The sequence below is a fragment of the Cellvibrio sp. pealriver genome (genome assembly GCF_001183545.1).
Classification (GTDB): Bacteria; Pseudomonadota; Gammaproteobacteria; order Pseudomonadales; family Cellvibrionaceae; genus Cellvibrio.
In genome coordinates this window covers 3,833,183-3,858,374 of sequence record NZ_KQ236688.1, presented here as the reverse complement: position 1 = coordinate 3,858,374, position 25,192 = coordinate 3,833,183, and the positions used below count along the sequence as shown (strand labels likewise).

At 49.5% G+C, this 25,192-nt stretch carries 18 protein-coding genes; 11 read left to right on the top strand and 7 right to left on the bottom strand.

Annotation, left to right across the window (positions count from 1 at the left end; translation table 11 throughout):
* Positions 1–14 precede the first annotated feature (14 nt).
* Together VC28_RS19620 and VC28_RS16745 are read right to left on the bottom strand one after the other, a co-directional pair.
* Positions 15–191, bottom strand: coding sequence for an LPS translocon maturation chaperone LptM (locus VC28_RS19620; RefSeq protein ID WP_197085555.1), 177 nt, complete (start codon positions 189–191; stop codon positions 15–17).
* 199 nt (positions 192–390) lie between these two features.
* Complete coding sequence (locus VC28_RS16745) at positions 391–1,602, bottom strand: sigma 54-interacting transcriptional regulator (RefSeq protein WP_049631653.1); 1,212 nt, start codon at positions 1,600–1,602, stop codon at positions 391–393.
* A 254-nt stretch (positions 1,603–1,856) separates the two neighbouring features.
* On the opposite strand from VC28_RS16745, the gene VC28_RS16740 reads away from it, so the two are divergent.
* Together VC28_RS16740 and VC28_RS16735 are read left to right on the top strand one after the other, a co-directional pair.
* Positions 1,857–2,831 (top strand): FHA domain-containing protein, encoded by a 975-nt coding sequence (locus tag VC28_RS16740; protein ID WP_049631652.1) that lies wholly within the window; start codon positions 1,857–1,859, stop codon positions 2,829–2,831.
* A gap of 7 nt (positions 2,832–2,838) precedes the next feature.
* On the top strand, positions 2,839–5,520 hold the full coding sequence (locus tag VC28_RS16735) for a serine/threonine-protein kinase (RefSeq protein ID WP_049631651.1): 2,682 nt from the start codon (positions 2,839–2,841) through the stop codon (positions 5,518–5,520).
* On the opposite strand, the gene VC28_RS16730 is transcribed toward VC28_RS16735, so the two are convergent.
* The 3 genes from VC28_RS16730 to VC28_RS16720 form a co-directional block, all read right to left on the bottom strand.
* Positions 5,517–6,116: a DP-EP family protein gene (locus tag VC28_RS16730; protein ID WP_082191592.1), complete on the bottom strand. Its 600-nt coding sequence runs from the start codon at positions 6,114–6,116 to the stop codon at positions 5,517–5,519. The genes VC28_RS16735 and VC28_RS16730 overlap by 4 nt on opposite strands.
* A gap of 204 nt (positions 6,117–6,320) precedes the next feature.
* Positions 6,321–8,528, bottom strand: a complete 2,208-nt coding sequence (locus tag VC28_RS16725; RefSeq protein ID WP_049631650.1) for a TonB-dependent receptor — start codon at positions 8,526–8,528, stop codon at positions 6,321–6,323.
* Positions 8,529–8,560: 32 nt separating this feature from the next.
* Positions 8,561–9,772, bottom strand: a complete 1,212-nt coding sequence (locus VC28_RS16720) for a helix-turn-helix domain-containing protein (protein ID WP_049631649.1) — start codon at positions 9,770–9,772, stop codon at positions 8,561–8,563.
* Between the two features lie 339 nt (positions 9,773–10,111).
* On the opposite strand from VC28_RS16720, the gene VC28_RS16710 reads away from it, so the two are divergent.
* From VC28_RS16710 to VC28_RS16685, 6 genes are all read left to right on the top strand, one after another.
* A complete protein-coding gene (locus tag VC28_RS16710; RefSeq protein ID WP_049631647.1) occupies positions 10,112–12,229 on the top strand; it encodes a carbohydrate-binding protein in 2,118 nt (705 codons plus the stop codon).
* A 263-nt stretch (positions 12,230–12,492) separates the two neighbouring features.
* Entirely contained in the window at positions 12,493–13,503 is a 1,011-nt protein-coding gene (locus VC28_RS16705; RefSeq protein ID WP_049631646.1) for a Fic family protein, read from the top strand.
* 196 nt (positions 13,504–13,699) lie between these two features.
* On the top strand, positions 13,700–14,566 hold the full coding sequence (locus tag VC28_RS16700; protein ID WP_049631645.1) for an AraC family transcriptional regulator: 867 nt from the start codon (positions 13,700–13,702) through the stop codon (positions 14,564–14,566).
* A gap of 395 nt (positions 14,567–14,961) precedes the next feature.
* Complete coding sequence (locus VC28_RS16695; RefSeq protein ID WP_049631644.1) at positions 14,962–15,276, top strand: hypothetical protein; 315 nt, start codon at positions 14,962–14,964, stop codon at positions 15,274–15,276.
* A gap of 73 nt (positions 15,277–15,349) precedes the next feature.
* Positions 15,350–15,805, top strand: coding sequence for a hypothetical protein (locus tag VC28_RS16690; RefSeq protein ID WP_049631643.1), 456 nt, complete (start codon positions 15,350–15,352; stop codon positions 15,803–15,805).
* Positions 15,806–15,898: 93 nt separating this feature from the next.
* Positions 15,899–16,489, top strand: a complete 591-nt coding sequence (locus VC28_RS16685) for a hypothetical protein (protein ID WP_049631642.1) — start codon at positions 15,899–15,901, stop codon at positions 16,487–16,489.
* A 132-nt stretch (positions 16,490–16,621) separates the two neighbouring features.
* Here the strand turns inward: VC28_RS16685 and VC28_RS19895 are convergent, their stop codons facing one another.
* Both VC28_RS19895 and VC28_RS16675 read right to left on the bottom strand, forming a co-directional pair.
* Positions 16,622–16,801, bottom strand: coding sequence for a hypothetical protein (locus VC28_RS19895; protein WP_049631641.1), 180 nt, complete (start codon positions 16,799–16,801; stop codon positions 16,622–16,624).
* Positions 16,798–17,022, bottom strand: a complete 225-nt coding sequence (locus VC28_RS16675) for an addiction module protein (protein WP_049631640.1) — start codon at positions 17,020–17,022, stop codon at positions 16,798–16,800. The genes VC28_RS19895 and VC28_RS16675 overlap by 4 nt, the downstream gene beginning before the upstream one ends.
* A gap of 503 nt (positions 17,023–17,525) precedes the next feature.
* On the opposite strand from VC28_RS16675, the gene VC28_RS16670 reads away from it, so the two are divergent.
* The 3 genes from VC28_RS16670 (at position 17,526) to VC28_RS16655 (ending at position 25,054) form a co-directional block, all read left to right on the top strand.
* Positions 17,526–20,225: a TonB-dependent receptor gene (locus VC28_RS16670; protein ID WP_049631639.1), complete on the top strand. Its 2,700-nt coding sequence runs from the start codon at positions 17,526–17,528 to the stop codon at positions 20,223–20,225.
* A 555-nt stretch (positions 20,226–20,780) separates the two neighbouring features.
* Positions 20,781–23,405 (top strand): cellulase family glycosylhydrolase, encoded by a 2,625-nt coding sequence (locus VC28_RS16665; protein ID WP_231591815.1) that lies wholly within the window; start codon positions 20,781–20,783, stop codon positions 23,403–23,405.
* Positions 23,406–23,623: 218 nt separating this feature from the next.
* Entirely contained in the window at positions 23,624–25,054 is a 1,431-nt protein-coding gene (locus VC28_RS16655) for a glycoside hydrolase family 30 protein (protein WP_082191591.1), read from the top strand.
* Positions 25,055–25,192: the final 138 nt, after the last annotated feature.

The window sequence follows — 25,192 nt, the reverse complement described above, 5'->3', positions numbered from 1 at the left end:
AACCAGAAAAGAAATCAGGCTGGATCAGCAGATGAGGAAGACTCATCCTGCCGGGGTTGGGTTGGTTCGGGTGTATCGGGTTGGGATACCTCTGGCTGCGGCTTTGCAGGCTGCGGCAAATACAGTGGCCCTTTTTGGCCACAGCCACCAAGGCCGATACAGAACAATAAACAGGCAGCAGTAATTTTCATAACCAGGCATCCGGCATTACCCCGCATTACATCAGGGCAGTATTAAAGACGAGGCAGTATAACCTCGCGCAATAGCCAGCGTCACCCCACACACCGGGAGGGCGATCAGGCAACAGGTTGCAGGCGAATAGGCAGCAAGAAAACAGGCTGCAGAAACCAGATTGAAGGAAGTAGCAGAACAGGGAACAAACCAGCAGGGTCAGGCAAGTGCCGCGCGCAACTCATCAGCGGAAACCAGCTTGCCATCTGTTGTCAGCGACAACGCCTGGATCAGCACTTTTAATTGCTCGACATTGATCAACTCGTGATGGGACTCCAGCAACTGCCAGGCATCTTCAGTGAGATCAAATTCAGACGAGAGCGCAAATTCGCGGATGTAAAACTGCGCCAGATCGCGCACATCGTCGCGCCGATCAAGCAACGTGGGCAGCAATAACTCTTGCGTATGCTGCGCAAGCCACTGCACCTGAAACGACTCAAGCACAACATTCTGGCGGCTCAGACTCATAATCAAACGTAGGCTATAACTATCATCAAAGCGGGTGGTTGCCGCGTGTTTCCAGAAATTACACAGCGCTTGGAATTCACTGCGCGACAACACATCGATATTGCGCAGGAACAAGGTGCCTCCTTTGGCGTAGGTATGCAGCGATTGCAAAATCCCTGCAGCACCGCCCTGCTCCCATTCGCGGCAATCCGATTCGATAAACGGAGCCGTATCTGCACGGGATAAACAGTGCAGCGAACGCGCGGCAATCACTTTACCGCTGCCTTTGTCAGCGCGGATCAGCACCGGTTGACTCCCTTTGGCCAATTGATCGATCCGTTGATCTAACTGGCGCAATGCTTTGCTATTACCCACCCAATAACTTTGGTCACCATAAATATGGATGGCGCGATAGCGGGTTTGGTAGCGACCAATGGTGCGGATAATTTCGTCCGCAACCAGCGTCAATTCTTTCACCAATTGCTCGCGACTCAGGCGGGCATCGGATGCAATTTGCGCGACCAGATACCCCAACCGCTGCGGTTGCCCTTGGGGCTGTTTGAAGTTGAGCGGCAAACTGATTGCACTTTCAGCATCAAAATATTCAAATGGCGATGCATTCGCCTCCTGGGTGGAAATAATAAAATCTTCAACACGGCCAGCAGCGGCAATTTGTAAATCGCGCTCATCATTGACTAATAATAAATGGCGATACCCTTGATGAGTAACGCAGCGCAGGGTGATCGCAACATTAACAAGCCCCAAGCGCTCTACCGCCGCGCGCAGAATAATTTTATTCAGGCTGATGAAGCTTTTATTGACCGGAACCCACTTGGCAGTCGCCGATTGGTTGAACTTGTGGATCGCCCGGGAGACAGGCTTGTAATTTATTGCAGCTTGAAATAAGGCAAATATAGCGGCCATCTCGTTTTATCTCTCAAGAGCTGTGCGGTCTACAATCAATTCATCGCAACAATAAGCAGAACAATAATCGAAACAATAAATAGGACAATAAATTGGGAAAATGCCGGCATCTTGTGGCAATCTATAGCCCAAATAAGGATCTGCCAATTACAGGCAATTACACGACATTACAGGCGCAGGGTGAAATCACTTAAAGGAGCGACTGAAACCGGCACCCACGACCTTTAACTGCAGACTTTTTACGCGGAAAAACTATGGCTTATTTGCTGGATGTAGCTGCGAAGACGCACTTTCCTCTCGCACCCCACCACACCTTTGGCAGACTCGCCAACAGTGTGGAGACGCATATCGATAAACCCTATGTGTCCAAGCTGCATGCCGCTATTGAGTGGAACGGTCGCCAATGGCGGATTAAAAACCTCGGTCTTAATGGCACCTGGATCAATGGGATCAGCCTCAGCCAGGGCGACAGCCGCGATCTGAACATCCACGATGAAATCCATTTTGCCGAGCAGACCGACCCCGGGTTTATCGTCGCCGACCTTAGCCCGCCGACCGATATGCTCTGGCCACTCGACCAGCCGGTAGACCAACTGCGCCCCATCACCCTGTCGCGCTACCATTTGCTGCCCGATGCCAACGAGCCGGAGCTCGCGGTGTTTTACAACGAGCAAACCCAACAATGGCACTGCGAAGCCCTGCACCAACAAAATGAACATGAGCAGCCAGAATTAAACGACGGCGATCTGGTGCAATTCGGCCACAGCCACTGGCAATTTGTGCGCGCGCAAATTTACGGCCCAACCGAAGCCAAAGCATCGCGCCATCTGAATGATTACGAATTTATTTTTAATATGAGCATGGATGAAGAAACTACCCAGCTCGAATTGCATCACCAACAAACATTGGATTTGGCAGTGCGCACCCATCACTACCTGTTATTGCAGCTCGCCCGCCACCGCGCCGAAGATGCCGAGCGCGGACTGGACAGCAAGAGCCAGGGTTGGATCTATGCCGACCAACTCGCCGCCGAATTGGGAGTTGATGGCACGCACCTGAATATTCAGATTTTCCGCGCACGCAAACAATTGGCCGACAGCCTGCCCGACACCGCAGGGCAACAATGTTTGCTGGAAAGGCGCGGAGGCAAAATTCGCTTTGGCTGCGAAAAATTCAAAATCTATAAAGGCGACCAGCTTACGCTTGCCTCGCCCTATAAACATTGTTGATCGCTGAATGAATAGCTCTAACCCGCCACCCTCGCACACCAGCACAACCGAGCCACTGCGCATCGGCCACTATGAGCTGCGCAATTGCATTGGGCGCGGCGGTATGGGTTTGGTGTATCGCGCGCGCGACACCAAGCTGGAGCGCGAGGTCGCGGTGAAATGTTTACGCACCGAATTATTTGAGGCGCACTACGTTGAGCGATTCAAACGCGAGGCCTTGCTGCTTGCCAAATTAAATCACCCGAACATCGTGCAGATTTACGATTACATTGAAGCGCACGACCAACTGGCGCTGGTGATGGAATTGGTGGACGGGCAAAACCTGCAAACTTATTTGCGCGAGCACATCGCGCCGATTGCACAGCGTTTGCAGTGGCTAGCACAAATTGCCGAAGGGCTCGCAGCGGCGCACGACACCGGCATCATCCACCGCGATTTAAAAACCGAAAACATCCTCATCAATAAACGCGGCCAGGCAAAAATCACTGACCTTGGCATCGCAAAATCGCAAGACTTTAAAGGCACCCTGACCGATCACATTGCAGGCAGTTATTGCTCTATGTCGCCCGAGCAGGCGATGGGCGAAGCCATCACCTTCAAGAGCGATTTATTTTCACTGGGTATTCTGGCCTACCAATTATTGTGCGGCGCGCATCCATTTGGCGATACCAACAACAAACTGCAAACCATGCAGCGGATTATTTCCCACCCGCCCACCGCGCCACATAAATACAACCCTGATTTACCGGCAGAATTGATTGAGTTGCTCGGCCAATTACTCAGCAAAGACCCGGACAAGCGCCCGGACAATACCCATTGGGTTGCCGCGCAATTTGAAAAACTAAAAACCTTGCGCTGGCAAGAAACCGCGCTGGGCGATGAAACCCAGGCGCTGATCGCGCCATCGGCAAACACCCGCTCATCGCACACACAAGATCACCCGACATTTGAAACGCGATTTGCTGCATCACCGACGATTCCGAAAGTATCGGCATGGCAAAAAATTAAACAATTCATCGCCGCCAATATTATTACGGTGAGTTCAGCCGCTATCAGCATGTTGATTGTTGCGGGTGTGATGGCGTGGCAACTACAACCGAAGCCGCCAAAGTATGTAGCTGTCATTCCACCAAAGATGATTGCAGAGGGAATGCAGGAGTCACAGCAAGAGCTTGTGAAAGAGGCTGTTTATGATGCGATTCAACAAAGCATTATTCAATTGGACGGGTACTATTTAATCCCTAGAGAAGAAGTGGTGGACGTAAATGGGGATAATGAAACGGTTCGCAATGCAACCGCAGCAGATGAATTAATTACCACTGAGCTTCAGTGTAAAATTGAGACATGTACAATCAGGCTATCACGGCTCACACCTGAAAATAGCATCCCTAATAGCCGCTTAAAGGCGCATGACACCAAGACCATTGACATCCTCACCGAGAACTACTTATCAATAGCAGGGATAGTACAATCTAATGTGGGCGGGATGTATAAAAGCAGTCTTTCAAGTTCCTTTGAACAACTGAATCAAGGGGAGTATGAGAAATTACTATCGGTTAACGTTTCATACTATGAGAAAGGTGCGAGCGAAGCCCTGTTTAATAGCATCGAAACGCTGAGCAAAAACACACAAAAACTTTCAACAACGCAGTCCCTATTCAGCGAAATAGGTCTTGACTTGTACCATGAGACGCAATCATCAGACATTTTAAGTAAAATTGAATTGCTACTTGATAAAGGCAACACAAAAAACGATCACATAATTTTTTTATACAACACCTTTTATTTGCAAACTGCGCAAAGAAACTTTCTGGAAGCACAAGAAACAATTTCAAAAATAAAAGCCATTGATGCCAATCAATCATCAATAAATGCACTAACAGCATACCTAATGAATGCTCAAAATAAATTTGATGCCGCCATCACACTCTACAAAAAAGCAGTCAGTTCAAAAAATAGTGTGAAGAATTTAATTGGACTATCAAATTCCTATCGTTACGCTGGCAACATGCTGAACGCCAAAGAAACTCTGAAACAAGCAATGCTCATGGCGCCTAAGAACTATAAAGTTCATAGCCTGTACGGATTAATAGAGTTACTTGAAGGGAACATTGAAAGTGCAAAAAAAGCGTTTGAAGTAGCCGTTAATGAAAATCCGAATGACATTTATAACCGTGGAAATCTTGGCCTATGTTATTTACTGTCACAAAATTTTGACAAAGCGATTGAAGAGTTTTCTCAAGCTGAAAAACTTGACCCTCAAAATACGGCTCACAAATTAAATAAAGCGGACGCCTATAATCTGAAAGGTGAGATTGCCGAATCACAGGTGATTTATAGCAGCATAATATCTACATTAGAAAAAAATGCATATTTAAGCGAGCACCATCTAAGGCTCGCACAGGCATATGCCCATATAGGGCAAATCGAAAAAGCATTGCTCTCTCTCAGAGAATTGGAAAAATTAGATCCACAGAATATAGAAACCGCTTATACCGCAGCTCTAGTTCACACGCTCGCCAATAATGATTCATCGGCAATTTTGAATATCTCAATTTCATTAAAAAATGGAATGCACCCTGCTTGGTTCAGCTTTTCTTGGTTCGATTCTCTTTGCAAAAAAGAAAGCTTCATTCACCTGATAAACAGCACAGGGGCATCAAATAGATGCCCCGAATCTTTACGTTAAGGTCTCTTGGGGTAAATTGTTGGATCTTGCGACTGATATATAGATACAGCGCCAGTCACTGCATCTGTAAACGACGCTACAAACTGGAACGGGATCATTTCCTCTGAGTTTTCCAGTACTTGCACGTAAATCAGCAGAGTAAACCCGTTATCAATGACCTCTACAACAATGTCGTTGTCTGGATCACAATCACCATCGGCGGTAGCAACGCCATCTAATGCAAAACGCCAGGTTCCATTAGTGGCCGGATTTTGCTGCATGCTGACCACTAAAATTGCACGTTCGAAGGTGCGCTCCAGCGCAGATGGATTTAACTGAAAGCGTACAGTTAAACCTGTAATGTCTGTTGTGCTGCCGGGCTCTGAAAAAATCCAATCCCCTGCCCCAGTCGCGGTTGGGAATGCAGGTACCAAGTTAAAATTCTGGATAACCTGACCGCCTCTTGGGACATTAATTTCAACACTGTAATCGCTTTCGGTTTTTTTCTTACCTTTTTTCACTGGCGTTTTTGCTGCCTTCGCGACTGTCGCAACAACTTTTTTCGCAGTCTTTTTCTCTGCTGCTTTCTTTTCTGTTTTTTTCTTTTCTGCTGCCATATTGAATATTCCTGTTAATTAAGTGTGTGAATTCCCTAAATGATCATCACATCAAAAATAACGGCTTTTTGATTGTGTGCCGCCTTCTTCCCAGAAAGCAGCCGTAAATAGGACGATCACAAATATCGCAAGGCAAGCATAGATCATAAAATGCACATGCGCAGGCAACTGCCATATGAGTTGCCAACACGCATCACGAGCACATTAATACTGATAGCTCACCGACAAACCAATCGTGCGTGGGCGGGTGATGTATTCAAACTGGCCTTGCTCGCCAAAAAAATCATCTGCACGGCCACTCGTGATGGCGCGCGTATTGTCGATATTATTCACGAAGGCACCCAATCGCCAATTACCCCGTGTTACACCAACGCGTGCACTGGCGATACTGTAGGAGTCCAGCTTTTGATAGTTGGAAAACTCAGGATTAAGCGCTGTAGCAACATCACCAATGCGGTTCACGCCAATACTGGCATCCCACAATGTGCCATTGAATTCCTGATTGAAATCCAGCGAGAGACTCCACTGCGTGCGCGGTGAGCCGGGCAATTGGTTGCCGTTATACACGCCTATCTCCGCAACCGATTCGGTAATTTCTGCATCGGTATAGGCATAGCCCGCGTGCAGGGCAAAGGCATCGCTCAATTGTGCCGATACATCAAATTCAATGCCCTTGGTGCGCGCTTTACCGGCGTTATCCCACGCCGTGCGGCCATCGACTGTTTCCAACTGAACTTGCAAATCATCCCACTCGATATTGAACAGTGCTGCATTTAATTCCAGGCGCTGCGCCAACCATAGGGAGTGGAAACCGAGTTCGTAATTGGTAGCAACATCCGGGCGATAGAAGCGATTGTTGAGTACCTCTGCTGGAGCCGTATTGGCACCGCCGCGGCGATACCCTTCTGCAGCGAGAAAATAGATTTTTTTATCGTCGCTGAATTTATAGCTGGTACTGAATTTTCCGAGCGTGTCTTTGCTAACGTCATCGCCATTGCTGCAATCCTCAATGGGACCAGGAAAATAGCTGATGCATACATCAAGATCATCGTCATACCGGAAATGGCGCGCACCGACAGTTGCCTCCCATTTTTCGGTGAGATCGTAAGTGACTTCAGCGTAGGTAGAGTACTCATCCAGCGTTTCGGTTTGGGTGGCGAGATATTCCAGATCACCGGGTAAATCCATTTCAAAAAACTCGCCCAGACCGGGGGTGTAATCACCCATGTAGGCATCCAGATCATCGCGGCTATAAAACGCACCGACCAACCAGCGCAAACGTTGGTTATCAGGTGATACCAAACGCAATTCCGCACTGTCTTTTACAATATCAATATCACTCGCGTTATACGCAGAGAGATTCTCGTAAAGGTTGTAGTACTCCACAGTCGGGTCAAGACCAATGTACAAATCGGTTTGGTCTGCACGCTCATGGTGTGCATAGTCGTAGTGATTCAGGCTGGCGGTGAGCGTTGCCCAAGGCATTTCATAATTGGCATCGATACTCGCCAATTGCAATTCGCCTTGCATCGGCTGCAAATAACGGCTGGATGCGGCGTACTCATCACCAGTAAAACTTTCGTTCGTAGCCTGGCGGTCGCCTACATTGATTTTTTGATAGTGATAACTGCTGTTGAGCGAGAAATTGTCACTTGCTTGCCACAGCAAACTGATGCGCGCCTGCTTGGTTTCATCGTCATTAATATCGTCTTGTGCGCCGGATAATAAATAGGGGTTATCGATAAATCCGGCATTTTCGGTTTTGCCCAACATCAGGCGCAGTGCAAGAGTGTCTTCAATTAAGGGCGTATTCACCACCAGATCAGAATCGTAATTCAGGTCATCACTGTGATCAGTTTGCGATAATTCGCCACTCACGCGCACAGAATATTTTTCTACATCCGGTTTTGCTGTCACATAACGAATCAAACCGCCAATCGATGCATTGCCGTAGAGTGTGCCTTGCGGCCCGCGCAACACTTCGACTTGCTGCAAATCTTTTAAACTGAATGCGGGCGGCACGAAGTAGCCTTGCAGCGGAATGTTATCCACGTAGCTCGCAATGGCAGAGCCATCGCCGCCCAAATCATTGGAGCCAATTTCATCCAAGCGCAAACCGCGCATAATTAATACGGCGGGGTTGCGCGGGCCTACATCTACCAGCGAAAAACCCGGCACCTGTGCGGCAATATCGCCCAGATTTTTAATCCCGGAAAAATCATTCACTACACTGACCGATCCGGAAAAATCCTGCAGGCTTTGGTTGCGCTTGGACGCGGTCACCACAACCTCTTCTACGGATGCAGTTGTGTCGGCTAAAGCCAATGGAGCGCTAATCATTGGTAAAAGGGTGCACGTAATAAACAATGGATTACGCAGATAAGTTCTTCCCAAGCTAGATGTGTAAGTCATGAGTGAGTGCTCTTGTTGTAATGAATAATAAATTAAGGTGCAACTGCCGCATCCACTGGCTGTTGGCGATACTCTGATGGGGTCTTCCCGACCAATTTTTTGAAAAACGTATTAAAAACCGACTTGCTGTTAAAACCCACCTCCAGATAAATATCGGTGATGGTTTTCTCTTTATTCGCCGGATCTAGCAAACGCTTTTGCGCCTCTTCAATGCGATAGCCATTTACAAATTCATAGAAGTTCAAATTGAAATGGCGATTGATAATCATGGATAAATCTTTGGCGGGAATACCCAGGGTATCGGCCAGCATATCCAGTGTGAGCTCCGGATTGAGATAGGTTTTTTGCGAGCGCATCACGCTGTCGATCTTGGCGGCGTATTCGGGGTTAAGCAGCTTTTCTTGCGTTGTCTTTTTGGCCGGCTCTTTGTTCTCTTTTTGTTTGACCGCTTCAAAGTTGCTGAAGTAGCGCATGCTGGTAAACACCAAGGTGCATACCAGGAAAAAGAGCGCGTAATAACCACTCAGGCCGATATATTCGATCACATTGCCATCCGGGTCTGGATGCTGGAAATCGTAATGCGCAAGCAGGCCAACCAGTTTGGACAACGCAAGGAAGGCCTCCATACAGGTGACCAGTGTGAACCCGACAACCAGAATCTTAAGCCAGAGAATATCCACCTTCTCGATATTGGAGTGGGTATTTTTGAGGATGTCCTTGTATTTGAAGATGAGCAGGAACGCCGCGATACAGTAAGCCACGCGCATGACTTTCACCATCAAATCCATACCGATATAACCCGGGCTGTACACAAACGCCTCAGTGTTGATCCACTCCTGACGCACATCCGACGGAAAGCGATAAAACGCGACCACCATAAACACGGCGAACAGCGCAAACGGGATCAGGTGCAAATAGTCCTTGCGGCGGAGGTGGAAATCACGGAACACCAATGACTTCACATAAAAGTACAGCAACACCGCATCCAGATAATAAGCAAAGGAGCCAATGAAGTAGACCTGCGGCAAATGGTTGCGCACATGCAACTTGAACTCCGCTCCCCATAGGATCAGCTCATGCAAGGGAATAAAGGCGTGGGCAACCAGAAAGGCCGCCAGAAAATAGTTGCTGATGTTTTTTGGGGGGTTGGTCGCAATCAGCAGCAATGCAAAAAAGCAGCACAGCATCGCGGTCATCAACAGGATGACATCGTGAAAGTTAAAGACGACCTGGTTAAGTTGCATGACGCTCTCCTCTCGTACTTATAGTTGTTGTTTTTTGCCGATCCTGTTTTTTGTTGGCGGCAGTTTGTAGCCGGATACTATAGAAGATGATGCCATCGAGCCAGAAAAAATGGCGCGGGAGGCCTTCTGCCAATGGCGTACTAGCTTTTTTTCGACAGTCGAACCCGTTCGCATCGGGATTTTTTTCACCCCAGCCCCTGCTGTCGAACGACACCCACCAACACCGCCCCTAACCTAGCCTTGCGAAACCCCGATAACAACAATAAAGGAATGTCGTAACAGCGGACCCGGCTTTCGTACTCTGTGAGCAATAACAATAACTTTTACAGGTACTTTGAAATGACAACCAACCACAAAACAGGCCTTTTGCTGCGCAAATGGCCGGCTCTGGCACTCGGCCTTACTGGTGCCTTCCTCAGCCAATTAAGCAATGCACAAGTGCCCACCACCATACAGGCCGAAGCCTACAGCCATATGAATGGTGTGCAACTGGAAACCACATCGGACACCGGTGGCGGGCAAAACGTCGGCTGGATCGATGCCAATGACTGGATGGCCTATAGCAACAACCCTGTCACCATCAGCACCGCTGGTGCTTATGACATTGAATACCGTGTGGCCAGTCAAGGCGGTGGCGGCACGATTCGCCTGGAAGAAGCGGGCGGATCAGTTAACTACGGCACCATCGCCGTACCCAGCACCGGCGGCTGGCAGACCTGGACGACCATCAAGCAGCGCGTAAATCTGGCAGCAGGCACCCGCCGCTTTGGTATCGCCATTCCTGCAGGCGGTTTTAACCTTAACTGGTTCCGTGTGGTGCCAGTCCAAACCCAAGGCTGGACACCGCTACCGCGCGTTAAGCAAAGCGGTCATCTGTGGGTAAACGCCAACAACAACCAGCGTGTTGACCTGCGCGGCACCAACCTCGGCAACTGGTTGATCCAGGAGTTCTGGATGATGGGCGGCATTATGTCCACCAACAACGGCAGCATTGGCGACCAATGCACGCTGGAAGCCACCTTGTCTCAACGCTTTGGCAATGCGGAAAAAGAGCGTTTGATGAAAGTGTTCCGCAGCAACTTCATCACCACACGCGACTTCGACATGATGAAAGCCATGGGTATGAATGTGGTGCGTATTCCGTTCTTGTACAGCTTGATCGAAGACGAATACAACCCTTACAACCTGCGCGCCGATGCATGGCAGTATCTGGATTGGGCGATCGATGAAGCGGAAAAACGCGGCATGTACACCATCATCGACCTGCATGGTGCCGTGGGCGGGCAAGCCGGTACTGCCGAGCAGCACGATGGCTGCGTGGGTGCCGCGCAACTCTGGACCAACGCCAACTATTGGGATCGCACCAAATGGCTGTGGGACATGATCGCGCAGAAATACCGTGGCCGCAGCGCCGTGGTCGCCTATGACCTGCTCAACGAGCCATGGGGAACCGATGCCACCACCCTCGCCAACCGTTCTTACGAACTGTTCAACGTGGTGCGCGCCAAAGACCCGGATACCATCATCCTCCTGCCCGGCCACAACTCCGGTATCGATGCCTACGGCAACCCCAACAGCCGCGGCCTGACCAACGTCTCCACCTGGATGCACTTCTACCCCGGCTTGTGGGGCTGGAACGACACCGCCACCTACGGTGCAGGCCAAGCCAACATGCACGCCAACTGGTTGCACTGTAACCAAAACGGCACCGGTGAAAGCTGCGATTGGCGCAACAAAATCATCGGCCTGCAAACTCCTTTCTTAGTGGGTGAGTTCCAACCTTGGACGCTACTGGGTAGCTATGGCGGCCAGATGACGCGCAAAACCTATGACATCTACAACAGCTACGGCTGGGCAGCCACCAACTGGGCATGGAAAACCACATCTGCAGGCGGCTCCAATGGCGACACCAGCAGCTGGAACTGGGGCATGGTGACCAACTCATCCAACGGTGGCGGCATGAGCGGCATTAACGTGAGCAACGCCAGCGCCGCGCAGATCGAAAACTGGTTCAAGCAATTCAGCACCCAACCACTGGTACGCAACGAAAGCATCGCCTACTGGATGAACTGGAAAGCCGAAGTGGGCCAACGTATCGAAGCCGAAATGTTTAAAGACCACAACGGTATTCGTATGGAAACCACTACCGATGCCGGCGGCGGATTCAATGCGGGCAGCACCGATGACAACGATTGGATGAGCTACCCGATCAACATCCCAACCGCAGGCAACTACACACTGCAAGTGCGCGTGGCATCGCCCTACAGCGGCGGCACATTGGTGCTGAGCAGAAACGGAAGTGATCTGGGGGTAGTGACTGTACCTAACACTGGCGGCTGGCAAAACTGGCAGACAGTGAGCATCACCGTCAACCTACAAGCAGGTCAACAAGACCTGTCGATCTTCGTGAGAAAAGGTGGCTGGAATATCAACTGGTGGCAACTCACCAAACAATAGTTCAGCCCGTTAGTGTCTACGAAGCTTTAACCGGCACAGCAATGTGCCGGTCTTTTTTGAAAGTTGTTTTATCTCGTGTTTGAAATTTTGTAGCCCTCTCCATAGCTTCATGATTTTCCACCCTGGTTAATCATGATCCCTTCGCCGATGCAGAAATGCATCGGCTTTTTTGTTTCTCGTGGGTAGTGCTGCGGCACTAGACTGTTGCGCAATTGCCGAATAGCTAACAAACTGATACGCAATAACACCGAACAGAGCCTCCGATGACCTACCACCCACCCTTCCACCTAACCCACACTATGACCAAACGTGTGGCGGAAATTTCTGAATTGATCGGCGCATGGAAGGCGGTGAATCAAGGTGCGTTAGTGCCGGAGTTGCGGCGCGGGAATCGGATTAAAACTATTCAAGCCTCATTGGCGGTTGAGCAAAATACTTTGAGCGTGGCGCAGGTAACTGCCGTATTGGAAGGGAAAACTGTTTTGGGTTTGCCGCGTGAAATTCAGGAGGTACGCAATGCGTTCGCGACTTACGAAAAGCTGGAGCAGTGGCAGCCACAGCGATTAGATGACTTATTAAGCGCTCACAGTTCATTGATGCATGGACTAGTGGATGACGCGGGGCGTTTTCGCTCAGGTGGCTCGGGCATTTATCAAGGACAACAACTTGTTCATATGGCACCGCCACCCAGCCAAGTGCCACGGCTCATGGAGAACCTGTTTCACTGGCTTAGTACTACCGAAGCGCATCCATTGATTGCTTCTACCGCATTTCATTACGAGTTTGAATTTATCCACCCATTCTCCGACGGTAACGGGCGCATGGGACGACTCTGGCAAACCTTGATTTTAAGCAGCTGGCAACCGCTGCTGGCTTACTTGCCAGTAGAAACCGTGATTAAAAACCGCCAACAAGATTACTACCGACTGCTAGGAGAAGCCGACAAACAGGCCGACTGTTCTGCATTCATCGAGTTTTTACTGCAATCCATCCAGGAAGCACTGCATGAGGCAGTCGCCCTGCAAAACTTCAAGGCATCAGCCAAAACGCCGGTAGAAACGCCGGTAGAAACGCCGGTAGAAATCCGTGCCACAACCGAATCCCGAATTCTGGATTTACTCCATTCGCACCCGGAGCTGAGCCTGTCCGATGTAGCCGCTACGATTGGGAAATCACTACGCGCGGTTGAACGCGCTGTATCGAAAATGAAAACTGAAAACCGCCTGATTTACGAAGGATCAAAAAAGGGTGGCAAATGGAAAGTTGTACGCTGAAACGTTTTGATCAATGACCTCTCACGCGATCAAAAGCCGATACAGAAATGTATCGGCTTTTTTGTTTTCATAAATACAAAAGCAATCACACTGAAAATCCACAGAGCAACGTAGCAATCTGGATCAGGATGCACGCGCGCAAAACTTTCACAATGCGCAGCACCTGAACCAAAGCGACAATAAACGTGACAATTGAATGAGCAATACGATTAACAGCTACGACGTGCGCATCGCCCGCGTGTGTGAACACATAGATCAACACCTCAATCAGGAATTAACGCTTGAGGCATTGAGCGATGTGGCCGCATTTTCAAAATACCATTTTCATCGGGTATTTTTGGCGCATACCGGCATGAGTGTGACGCGCTATGTTCAGCTCGCCAGACTGAAACGCGCCTCATACCGTTTGGCTTTTGAAAATACAAAACGGGTTATTGATATTGCATTGGAAGCGGGCTTTGAAAGCCCCGAAGCGTTTGCGCGCGCATTTAAGCGCACGTTTGACCAATCGCCATCTGCGTTCAGGGGCGAACCCAATTGGCCTGCATGGCATTTGCGGTTTCAATTTCAGCCAAAGCTTTTTGGAGCCATTCCTATGAACGTTAGCATCATTCAATTTGAAACCACCAAAGTTGCGCTGCTGGAACATCTGGGCGCACCGGAAAATGTGTTGGAAACTGCAGGAAAATTTATTGCATGGCGCAAGGCCACTGGCCTATCACCAGTAAAAACCAGCAAAACCTTTGGCATTCCTTACAGCGATCCCAAAACCACACCGCCCGATGAATTTCGCTGGGATGTTTGCGGCAGCATCGATGGCGATGTACCAGCGAATGAATTCGGTGTAAAAACTGGCAGCATTCCCGGCGGTAAATGTGCGGTGATCCGCCACCAAGGTAGTCTCGATAATGTCGATACCACCATTTACGCGTTTTATCGCGAGTGGCTGCCAAACAGCGGCGAAGAAGTCCGTGACTTCCCCTGCTTTTTCCACTACATCAACTTCATCCACGAAGTCGATGAGTGCGACCTGCTGACCGACATCTATTTCCCATTGAAATAAACTGTAATATGATCTGGCACTTCAAATCGCATAGCCTAAGCGCTATGCGGTTGCCGTCACAGGAATGACCACAGCAGTTATAGCCCCAAAGGAATGGCGTTACGGATTTTGGATACAAGCTCGGCTGCTATGGAATTATGGATATTAAGCGCTCCCTCTCTCATCCAAATTCTCTCTTTAATTTTCAGCTGTGCTTGCGCGACAAATAATTCGCGTCAAATTCCATTATCAAATTGAAAACCAATGTAGGTTGGTGGTGAGCTTGCGAACCCCAACAGATGAAATTTCAGCGTGATAATTTGCTAAGTCTGTCCATCAAATTAATAACCCTATGAAAATAGGAGTCACGTTTGGTTAACTTTGAAAAATTTTTAACAACTCCAAGGATGCAAAATATGAATAAAAAATTTGAAATTTCAGGATGGTCATTTATCGCTTATGGGATATTGTTTTCGATAACTTCAATATTAGCGCTTCTTATGCTATCGAAATTTGATGATTCCTTTCCTCACATTGGGCTTTTCCACGCCTTTTTTGTATTCGGCGTAGCCATCAACATCCTCACCGTATTTTGTGGTGCAGGATTATTAATGGGGAAAGAATACGTGCATAAAATCGCGCTGCCAGTATCTATATTCCTTCTTTTAAATGTACCCGTGGGGACAGTGGTAGGCGGTATTTATTTGTGGCAAAAATTGCAAAAGAATTAACCCGCAAAAAACATAAAGCTTAAAAGAATTTCAGACCAGAATAAAAGCCGGATCAAACCGAAAGGAACGCCAAATGAAAAAGACAATTGTATTTATTTCCACTTTACTTGCCGCGAGTGCTGCATGTGCAGGCACTTACCCTGAATGGGCTACTGAATATGCCCTTCAAGCAGTTACTTACCAGAAACAAAATATTGAGCTTCGCTGTGACTATAGCGACAAGCGATGGCACAGTGACGTTGATGAGCATCAACGTTTTGCAACGAGAATAGGAAAAGCTACTGCCGAATTTGAAAATAACGTTAGGCAGATCGCGATTTCACAATGCCAAAATGCATGGATTTATGCCGGACACGCGGCCGCGCAACAGAAAGAAAACCTGCAGAGAAATTGCGACCTTAATGGTGACATGTGGCATTCAGACCAAATGATGCATTTCACTTGGGCGATGCAGCAAACGCCCTACACCATCGCCACTAATGACCAAGAACGGCGCACGCTTTTGTGGCTATGCGAGTCTGATCGGTAATGTTAAACGGAAATCTATAAATAGAATTTTGAAAGCCCTGCGGCTCTTCAAAAGCCTATGCAGAACACAAGTAACCAACTCAAGGGGATTTGTATGGAAGAAAACATTTACGCCGCACCGGAAGCCACTTTAACAAACACTGAAGCAGATTCAGTGGAGCAAGCTTTTTATGTGGTATCAACAGCCAAGTTTTTAACCTTATTCTTTTTTACATTTAGTTTGTATGGGCTGTATTGGCACTTTAAGAATTGGAAACAGTACAAAATTGCTTACGATGATCACGAACCCATGCCGATTATGAGAGCAATATTCTCTATTTTTTTCACTCACGCGTTGTTTTTTGCTATAGACATGCGACTTAAACAATTGAAAACGAACTTCAATTGGGATCCATCAACATGGGCAACAATAGCTGTGATCTCAGTATTTATTTCACCTATCATCGATCATTTTGCAGAAACCAACCCGGCTGTGGGAGTGATCGATTTTGTCTCCCTCGTATTAATGGCCATTTACGGCTTCGCACTATTTAAAGCCCAGCGAGCAATTAACATCAGTTGTAACGACCCAACAGGAAGCTCCAACAGCAATTTCACCTTTGCTAATTGCGTGTGGATTTTCTTTGGCTCGATTATTTTGACCTTGGCATTGATTGGAATATTTGTGCCGGATGATGCGCTTTAATAAAGTTCATGCGCGCGGTTATTCGATACGATCCTGCCAATAACCTGGCTTGCGATGAAGATTCATAACAGCCACTACTAGCAACCGATTATCATCAATTGTGTAAATAAGGCCGAAGGGAAAGCGGCGCAATCACGTGCACCGGAAAGTAGTATTTAATGGAGCCCATGCCGTGGGGTATTTGATGGCGCGCTCTAGAGCCAGGTTCGCTTCTAACGCAAATTCAAAACCTAACCCTGACTCACACGCTTCGTAATAATCGATAGCAGCAACAAGCTCTGCTTCTGCTTCCGGATGAAACTCAGCAATCATTTGTCAAAACGATTCCAGATTTTGGCAAAAACTTCCTGTGCAGGAACGGCAGTTGCCTTGCCAGATTTCAACTCATCCAAACGGTAATGCGCTGCCTTAAGCCATTGACGATCAAGATCAGCAGAAGAGGCATTAAGGCTAAGCAACAAGGAGTCAACCACCATGGCGCGATCTTCCAGTGGCAGCTCATTAGCCTCGGCAATTAATTGTTGTGCATTCATAAAAGCTCCAATATCCGCTAAACGAGTTCACTATAGGCAGCCCGACAGAATTGAACAAGACTTACCACGCACGCTCGACAATAAATATGTATTACCCATTTACAACTACCCCATCTCAGCTTTTGCGCCCACTACACTTCGTTCGAATGATGAGAATTCAGATCACCACCAACCAAACCCGCTAAAAAAAACCGGTCAGTTTTTACATTTCTGCTCACCACCTCGCCCCGTAACCTGCTCGCAAGGCGAGTGCTAGCGCGTTGTATTTATTGATATTTATCCCCGTTCGTTTCACCCCCACCAACAAAACCCGTCCTTTTGTAGACTTTTTGGTTCGCTTGCATGTGGCCGGACGCGGCGCATGGTTCATCGCGTTTTAATCACTCTCGCATCGCCCACCTTGGGCCGCTGTTATTGGCTTACAGGGAATGCGGTGCCACTGCTCCTGCAGAGCATTAATACCCATAACAAAACAACTCACTATAAAAACAACGAGGTAGACCATGAGTAGCTCATTGATCCGGAAAGGCATCAGCCCCCTTGCCCTTACGATTGCGGTAATCAACAGCGGTTTTGCGGCAGGCGCGTTTGCGCAAACCGATAAAGACACCAAAGAATCCGGCGCAGGCCAATTGGAGGAAGTGATTGTTACGGCCACCAAGCGCGAAACCAATCTGATGGACACCCCCATCGCCATTACCGTATTCAGCCAGGCCGACCTTGACCGCGAAGGCATTGCCAATGTGAAAGACTTGTCGAAGATGGTGCCCAATATGGACATCACCCTTGAATCGTCCCGCTCGGCACCGGTGATTTCCATGCGCGGTGTGCGCTCCACTAACAACACTGAATTGGGCGACCCAGCGGTTGGCCTGCATTTGGATGGTATCTATTCCCCACGGCCACAAGGTGCAATGGCGCTGATGTTTGACGTTGAACGCATCGAGGCGCAACGCGGCCCACAGGGGACTTTGTTTGGCCGCAACTCCACAGTGGGTAACATCAACATCATCAGCAAACGCCCAGACGCTAAAGAATTTGATGCAAGCCTCGGCGTAGAAGCTGGCCGCTGGAACCACCAGCAAGTACGCGGGATGGTGAATATCCCCGTTGCAGAAACCTTCGCGCTGCGTGCGTCTTTTATGACGGAAAAGCGTGACTCTTATTTGGATGGCTACTACGACCCCAACCAATGGGATCAACGTTATCTGCCGGACGATGTAAAAAATGCACCGGCTTATAGCGGCGCTGCCGATGATCGCACCCGCGTGCAAAGCAAGCGCTGGTGGGGTGGCGCGCAGGAAGTCGTTAAAGCTGACCCAAGTACTTTTTATAACAACTCCGATCAATACGCCTTCCGCATCGCCGGTTATTGGACGCCAACAGAAAGCTTCAGTTGGCAGCTGGCCTATGAGCGCTTCCAGAATGATGGCGCGGGCTCAAGCGATAGCATCGACTGCAGCAAAGCGAAAAAGACCACCATCATGAACGGCGCTACTCCGGCTCCGTTGCAAGGCTGTGAAAACGTGTACGGCAAGGGCGCGGATGAATACACCCTGCTGGTGAATATGCCCGGTATGGTTGACCAGACCATCGAAAACATTCGCTCCAACATCCGTTGGGATTTCAGCGACAGCATGGCGTTTGTTTACAACGCGGGCGTTGCCAAGCAAACCCAATCGCAGATGTCCGACCTCGACCGCGGCATTACTGATTGGGATATGTCCATGTTCTTTAATGATGCGACTTTCAAATCCCAATCCCACGAGCTGCAAATCCAGTCCACCGGCGACAGCAAATTGCAGTGGATCACCGGCCTCTTTTACTTTGAAGAAAACAACAACATGCAAGGCGGCATGACCCACTCAATGATGTTTGGCGAGTATTGGAACCAATCCGACCGCACGCTGGAATCCCAAGCGGCATTTGCACAGGGCACCTATGACCTGACGGACGACCTGGCGCTGACAGTGGGTTATCGCTACACCGAAGACACCAAGCAAGACGTGGGTGGGCATGGTGCCCAATGTTGGGACTGGCACCCCAATCAGGACGATGCGAGCGCTAACGGCGGCCGCTGTTTCCCGGCTTGGGACCACGGCACCTTTAACTCGCTGCCGAAAGACTACTTTATGAATGCGGATATTTACCGCATCAACTCCGATAACGACAACTACGGTGAGTGGAGCTACAACAACTATCGCCTCGGGCTGGATTACGACATCAGCGAAGACACCATGGTGTTTGCCTATGTGGCCAACGGCAACAAAGGCGGTGGCATTGGCGATGTGATCGTGCAGACCAAACAAGATCCGTTAACTGCTGACTATGTGCTGGATGAAAACGGCAATGCGGTGATCGAAAAACGCTGGCAGCTGACCTACGACGAAGAGGAAGTGGTGACCTGGGAAACCGGTGTTAAAACCGACCTGTTCGACAACTCCCTGCGTTTGATGGCGACCGCGTTCTACAGCGAATACACCGATATGCAGGTGAGCAACGTCAAACCGCTGTTCGTCACCTACGCTAAAGAGAAAGACCCGCAAACCGGCGTTGAGACCGGCAAGATCACCACCAATGCGGCCTACTCCACCGTGACCGACAATATCGGCAAGGCCGAGATCAAAGGTCTGGAAGTGGAGTTCGATTGGGCGATGACGGAAACCGACCGGTTGCGCGGCCACCTCACTTACCTGGATACCGAAATCGTCAGCGACTTTGTCCAGCAATGGGCGTTTGCCGCGACCGATTTGTACAAGATCGACCAGGCAGCATCGGTTGACCCGACCAACACCCTGATCCGCGCCAACCTCAAAGGTAACGAGCTGCCCTCATCACCCAAGTTCTCGATCAACCTGAACTACAGCCATGACTTTAACCTGAGTTACGGGGCGATGATCCAGCCGTGGTTAGGCGTGAACTGGCGCGATGACAGCTACTACAGCTACTTCAACGTGGATAAACACACCGAAAAGTTCGTGACCGATACCCCCGAAGCCTTTAGCGATACCCGCCCGGCGGTGACTTACGTGAACCTCGGTATCAAGTACGTCGCACCGGATGACTTGTGGAACCTTGAAGCCTTTGTGAACAACGCAACCGACGAAGTGGATTTCTACTGGGCAAGCGGCGGCGATGGTTTGATTAAAGGGCCAGTGTCAATGCCGCGCTTCTACGGTATTCGCGCTAATTACAACTTTTAACGGAGGCAACGTCTAACCCTGTCATACCCGCACAAGCGGGTATCGATAGACAAACTCCGTCATACCCGCGCAGCGGGTATCCATAAGTTTTTAGTCAGGTAACTTTTACTTTCAAGTACCAAAGCCTTCCTCGGATGGCTCTCCCTGGGTTCCAGGAAATCAGTCAGTTGCTATCGCGGTTTGCCTTATCCCAATCCGGGCAAACCTGTGGTGGTGATTTTTCCTGAAACCTCTTGCGCCCCGTGCCCGCACGGGGCTTTTTTATTCGACGAAATGAATCCCACCTTCGTCAAAAACAGGTTCGGATAAATTATCCGAACCCACTCACGGCAGTGACGTGATCCAATTCTTGCGCGGACGACGGTTTTTCCCGCGTAGGTTCGAGCAAATCAGCTCCCAGTTTAGCTAGAACCCAAGCTGGGCCGGTTCGAGTAAATTTAGTCGGGCGCGAGCCCTTGTTGATTAGGTCAGGATGCATACGGCAATAGCTGTCCAGAGGTTTTGTTTTCTGGAGCAGCGCTAACAATAAGCTTAAAAACGATAAGAGAACCCGATATGACTAATCACAATATTCTACAACCCCTATTCAAAACCTCGCTGCTTGGTGCCTGTATTGTCGGGCTTATCTCCTGCGGTGGTGGCAGCGATCACGGCGTTCGCGCTTCAACCAATTTATCAAGCTCTACATCATCCGTTGCATCGTCATCTTCTTCGTCTTCATCAGTTGCACCCGTTGCAGCCTGTACAGAGTCTGATGGTGAAGGCATGACCATGCTGAAAACCGATGGCACCAAGTGGGTCAAAGCCAGTGGTAATCAGGTTTGCCTCAAGGGGACTAACCTGGGCAACTGGCTGGTGCAGGAATTCTGGATGATGGGCCAGGGCGGCAATGGCGTACACGACCAATGCACCCTTGAAGCCAAACTCACCGAGCGCTTCGGCTACGAGGAAAAAGAGCGCCTGATCAAATTATTCCGCGACAACTGGATCAAGGAACGCGATTTTGATCAGTTGCAAGCGTTCGGCTTTAACGTGATCCGCCTGCCGATCTTGTGGAGCGTGATTGAAGACGAGAAAAACCCCAAAACCCTGCGTCCGGATGCATGGCACTACATCGACTGGACCATTGCCGAAGCGAAGAAGCGCGGCATTTATGTGATCCTCGACCTGCACGGCGCGCTGGGCGGCCAAACGCCTAACGACCACACCGGCTGTTCCGGCCAAAATAAATACTGGAGCACCCCGGAATATCAAGAGCGCACCAAATGGCTGTGGGAGCAAATTGCCACCCGCTATAAAGACGAGCCAGCAGTCGCTGCTTTTGACCCACTCAACGAGCCTTGGGGCTCAACCGAAGCCGATATGGTGACGCGCGTTACCGAACTGTATCAAGTCATCCGCGCCATCGACGACAAACACATAGTAATGCTCCCAAGCCACTACGGCAGCATTGAAGGCTACGGCAACCCGGCTGAAAAAGGCATGACCAATGTCGCCTTTGAACTTCACCCCTACCCCGGCCTGTTTGGCGATCGCCCGAACGACAGCCATTTTGATATCCACCGCGATTGGCTCAAATGCGGCAACGACGGCAAAGGCGGCGTGTGCTTCTGGGGAACCAAACTGGATGCACTGAAAACCCCGATGCTGATGGGTGAATTCCAACCCTGGCAAGGCGCAGGTGCCGGTGAAAATGACCTGGGCGGCAAAATGGGGGGCATCACATATGACATTTATGCATCCTATGGCTGGGCATCAACCAGTTGGGCTTACAAGCTTGTCTCGGTGGCGGGTGGTCAGGGTAGAGGCACCTGGGGGATGGTAACCAATGAGATCAATACCAGCCTGGACACCGGTGTTGGCTTGATCACCAAAGCCAGCACTTGGGATTGCAACAACTGGAACTCCACCTTTGCCGAGGCATGCGCCAAAAAAGCACCGACCATCAAGGTCAATGGCACCGGCAGCAAGACCTATTATCTGGTGGTGAAAACCGGCGCGAACGGCGGTGCTAATCCAGACGTGACCTACGACAGCATCAGCCTGAAAAACACCGCCACCAATGAAGAAGTATTGGTGAATGGCGGCTTTGGCAGTGGCAGCGGCTGGACCGAGTTGAGCATCAGCGGATCGCTCAACTACAACTACAGCGCAGCCGATGCAACCAAAGCACCCACCGGCAGTGAGGGCTCCTTCCTGCACATCACCCGTCCGGACGGTGTGAGCGGTGAAATCAACGGCGCGGTGTATCAGCAAATCACCTTGCAAGCTGGCCAAAGCTATACCTTCAGCGGCACCTTCAAAGGCAACACCAGTGTGAACACCTGGGCTGAAATCTACTTGATTGAAGATGCACCTGTAGCAGGTAAAGACGTGGTCGATAACGCCGGTAAAGTGGATTTCACCACCGCGCCCGTGGAAGCGATTGAAGCCCTGTTCAAGAGCTATGGTGAAGTGGGTTATGACGTGAACGCCGGTCTGGCCAAGTGGCTGGTGACCGATGAACACAACGATGTGTTCGATTACCCCGAGCGCCCAACCAACCTTAGCCTAACCCTTACCGGCACTAATGCAGCACTGACCTGGAACCCGGTAGCCGGTAACGGCATTACCTACAACGTCTACCGCGCAACATCGGCGGGCGCCAAAGGCACATTGGTCGCTGAAGGCCTGACGGCTACCAGCTTCAATGATTCCGGTTTGAACCCGGACGAGACCTATTACTACTCCATTGCAGCGAAAAACAGCATCGCCGAAGGCTATACCAGTGCACAAGCGAATACCCCACTGCTGTACGTACCTGTACCAGCCAAAATCGAAGCGGAGAAATTCACTGCGATGAACGGCATACAGACTGAGGCATCGGGCGATATCGGTGGCGGTACTAACGTAGGTCACTTTGAAGCGGGCGATTACATTGAGTTCAAAATCAAAGCAGAAAGCGATGGCAACTACACCATTGATTATCGCCTTGCGAGCCAAACCGGCAGCACCGGCTTTGAAGTGCTGATTGATGATGTGGTGGTAGACACCATGGATTTGGAAGCCACTGGCGGCTGGCAAACCTACATCACCAAAACCGGTAAATCCTTTGCAATGACAGCGGGCAACCACACCCTGCGCTTCCGCTCAATTGGCAAGGAATGGAACCTGAATTGGTTTGAAATCAAAAAACAATAGTAACCCGTAATGAGTCGCGCGCGGATCGCAAATAAAGCAAAAGCAAAGCCGAAGCATGACTTTGCTGCGCTGCCTTCCGCGCGCGCTACGACTGAAAATCCAGTGCCAATGGCTGTTATGCCGATCGATGCTATACCGATTGATGCCAAGTCAATCGCTGCAGTGAAAGGGCCACCGATGTTGATGTTAATTTTCACCACCACAAGAGAACGCACGCTATGAATAAACATGTAAAAAAACTGGTGATCGCACTGGCACTTGCGAGCCCTGCATTGGGTGCATTTGCCGCCGGGGATAAAACCCTGAGCGTTTACACCACGGCAAAAGATACTGAGCACAAATTGAGCCTCACCGATACGCTCAGCCTTAAACCGGCAACACAAAACACTGAAGGTGAAATTGCGGTTTACGTAAATCCCGATAAAACGTTCCAAACCTTTTTGGGTTTTGGCGGCGCAATTACCGATGCGAGCGCGGAAACCTTCGCTAAATTAAATAAAAAGAAACAAGCGGAATTTTTAAAAGCCTACTACGACAAAAAAGACGGTATCGGCTACAGCCTGTTGCGCACCACTATCCACAGTTCGGATTTTGCCAGCGGCAGCCACACTTACATTGAAGAAGGCGATAAAGAATTAAAAACCTTCAACATCAAACACGACCAGAAATATCGCATTCCCATGCTTAAAGCGGCCATCAAAGCAGCAGGTGGAAAAATCACTACCTATGCGAGCCCCTGGAGTGCGCCCGCGTTTATGAAAGACACCAACAATATGTTGCAAGGCGGAAAATTGTTGCCTGAATACAACAACGCCTGGGCGATGTACTACACCAAATTTATTAAAGCCTACGAAAAAGAAGGCATTCCAATCTGGGGCATTACCGTACAAAACGAACCCATGGCAAAACAAACCTGGGAATCAATGATTTACACCGCTGAAGAAGAGCGCGATTTCCTCAAAAACCATCTCGGCCCGGTGATGAAAAAAGAAGGCTTGGGCGATAAAAAAATTATCGTCTGGGATCACAACCGCGATTTGATTGTGCATCGCGTCAACACCATCATGGCCGACCCGGAAGCAGCAAAATATGTGTGGGGCGTTGGCTTCCACTGGTATGAAACCTGGGCGGGCGGCAAACCAATGTACGGCAATGTAGCTGAAGTAAACCGCGCCTATCCCGAGCTGAATTTGTTGGTGACTGAAGCGACTGTGGAAAAATTCAATGCAGAGCGCTACCACTATTGGCCAAACGCAGAGCGCTATGGCGATTCCATCATTAACGATTTCAACTCAGGCGCAGTAGCCTGGACTGACTGGAATATTTTGCTCGACAACAAAGGTGGCCCAAACCACGTCGGTAATTTCTGTTTCGCACCTATCCATGAAAACAATGGCGAACTGATTTATACCCCGAGCTACTACTACATCGGTCACTTCTCCAAATTTATCCGCCCCGATGCCAAACGCGTAAGCGCAGTACCCAGCCGCAGCGTATTGCAAACCACATCCTGGATGAACGCGGACAACAAACTCGCCACCATCGTGATGAACAACAGCGATGCCGCTGTAACCTACCGCTTGTACATCGGCACCCAGGAAACCACCGTGAATATTCCTGCGCACGCGATGCAAACCTTGGTGTATTGATTCAGGCTTACTGATTCAAAAAGTATTCGGTCAAAACCAAAATACTCAAAACAAAAAACCCGCTTCGGCGGGTTTTTTTGTGTTACCGGCAGAATCGCAACCTGTTGTTATAACTACTTATATTTTTAGTGCTCATTT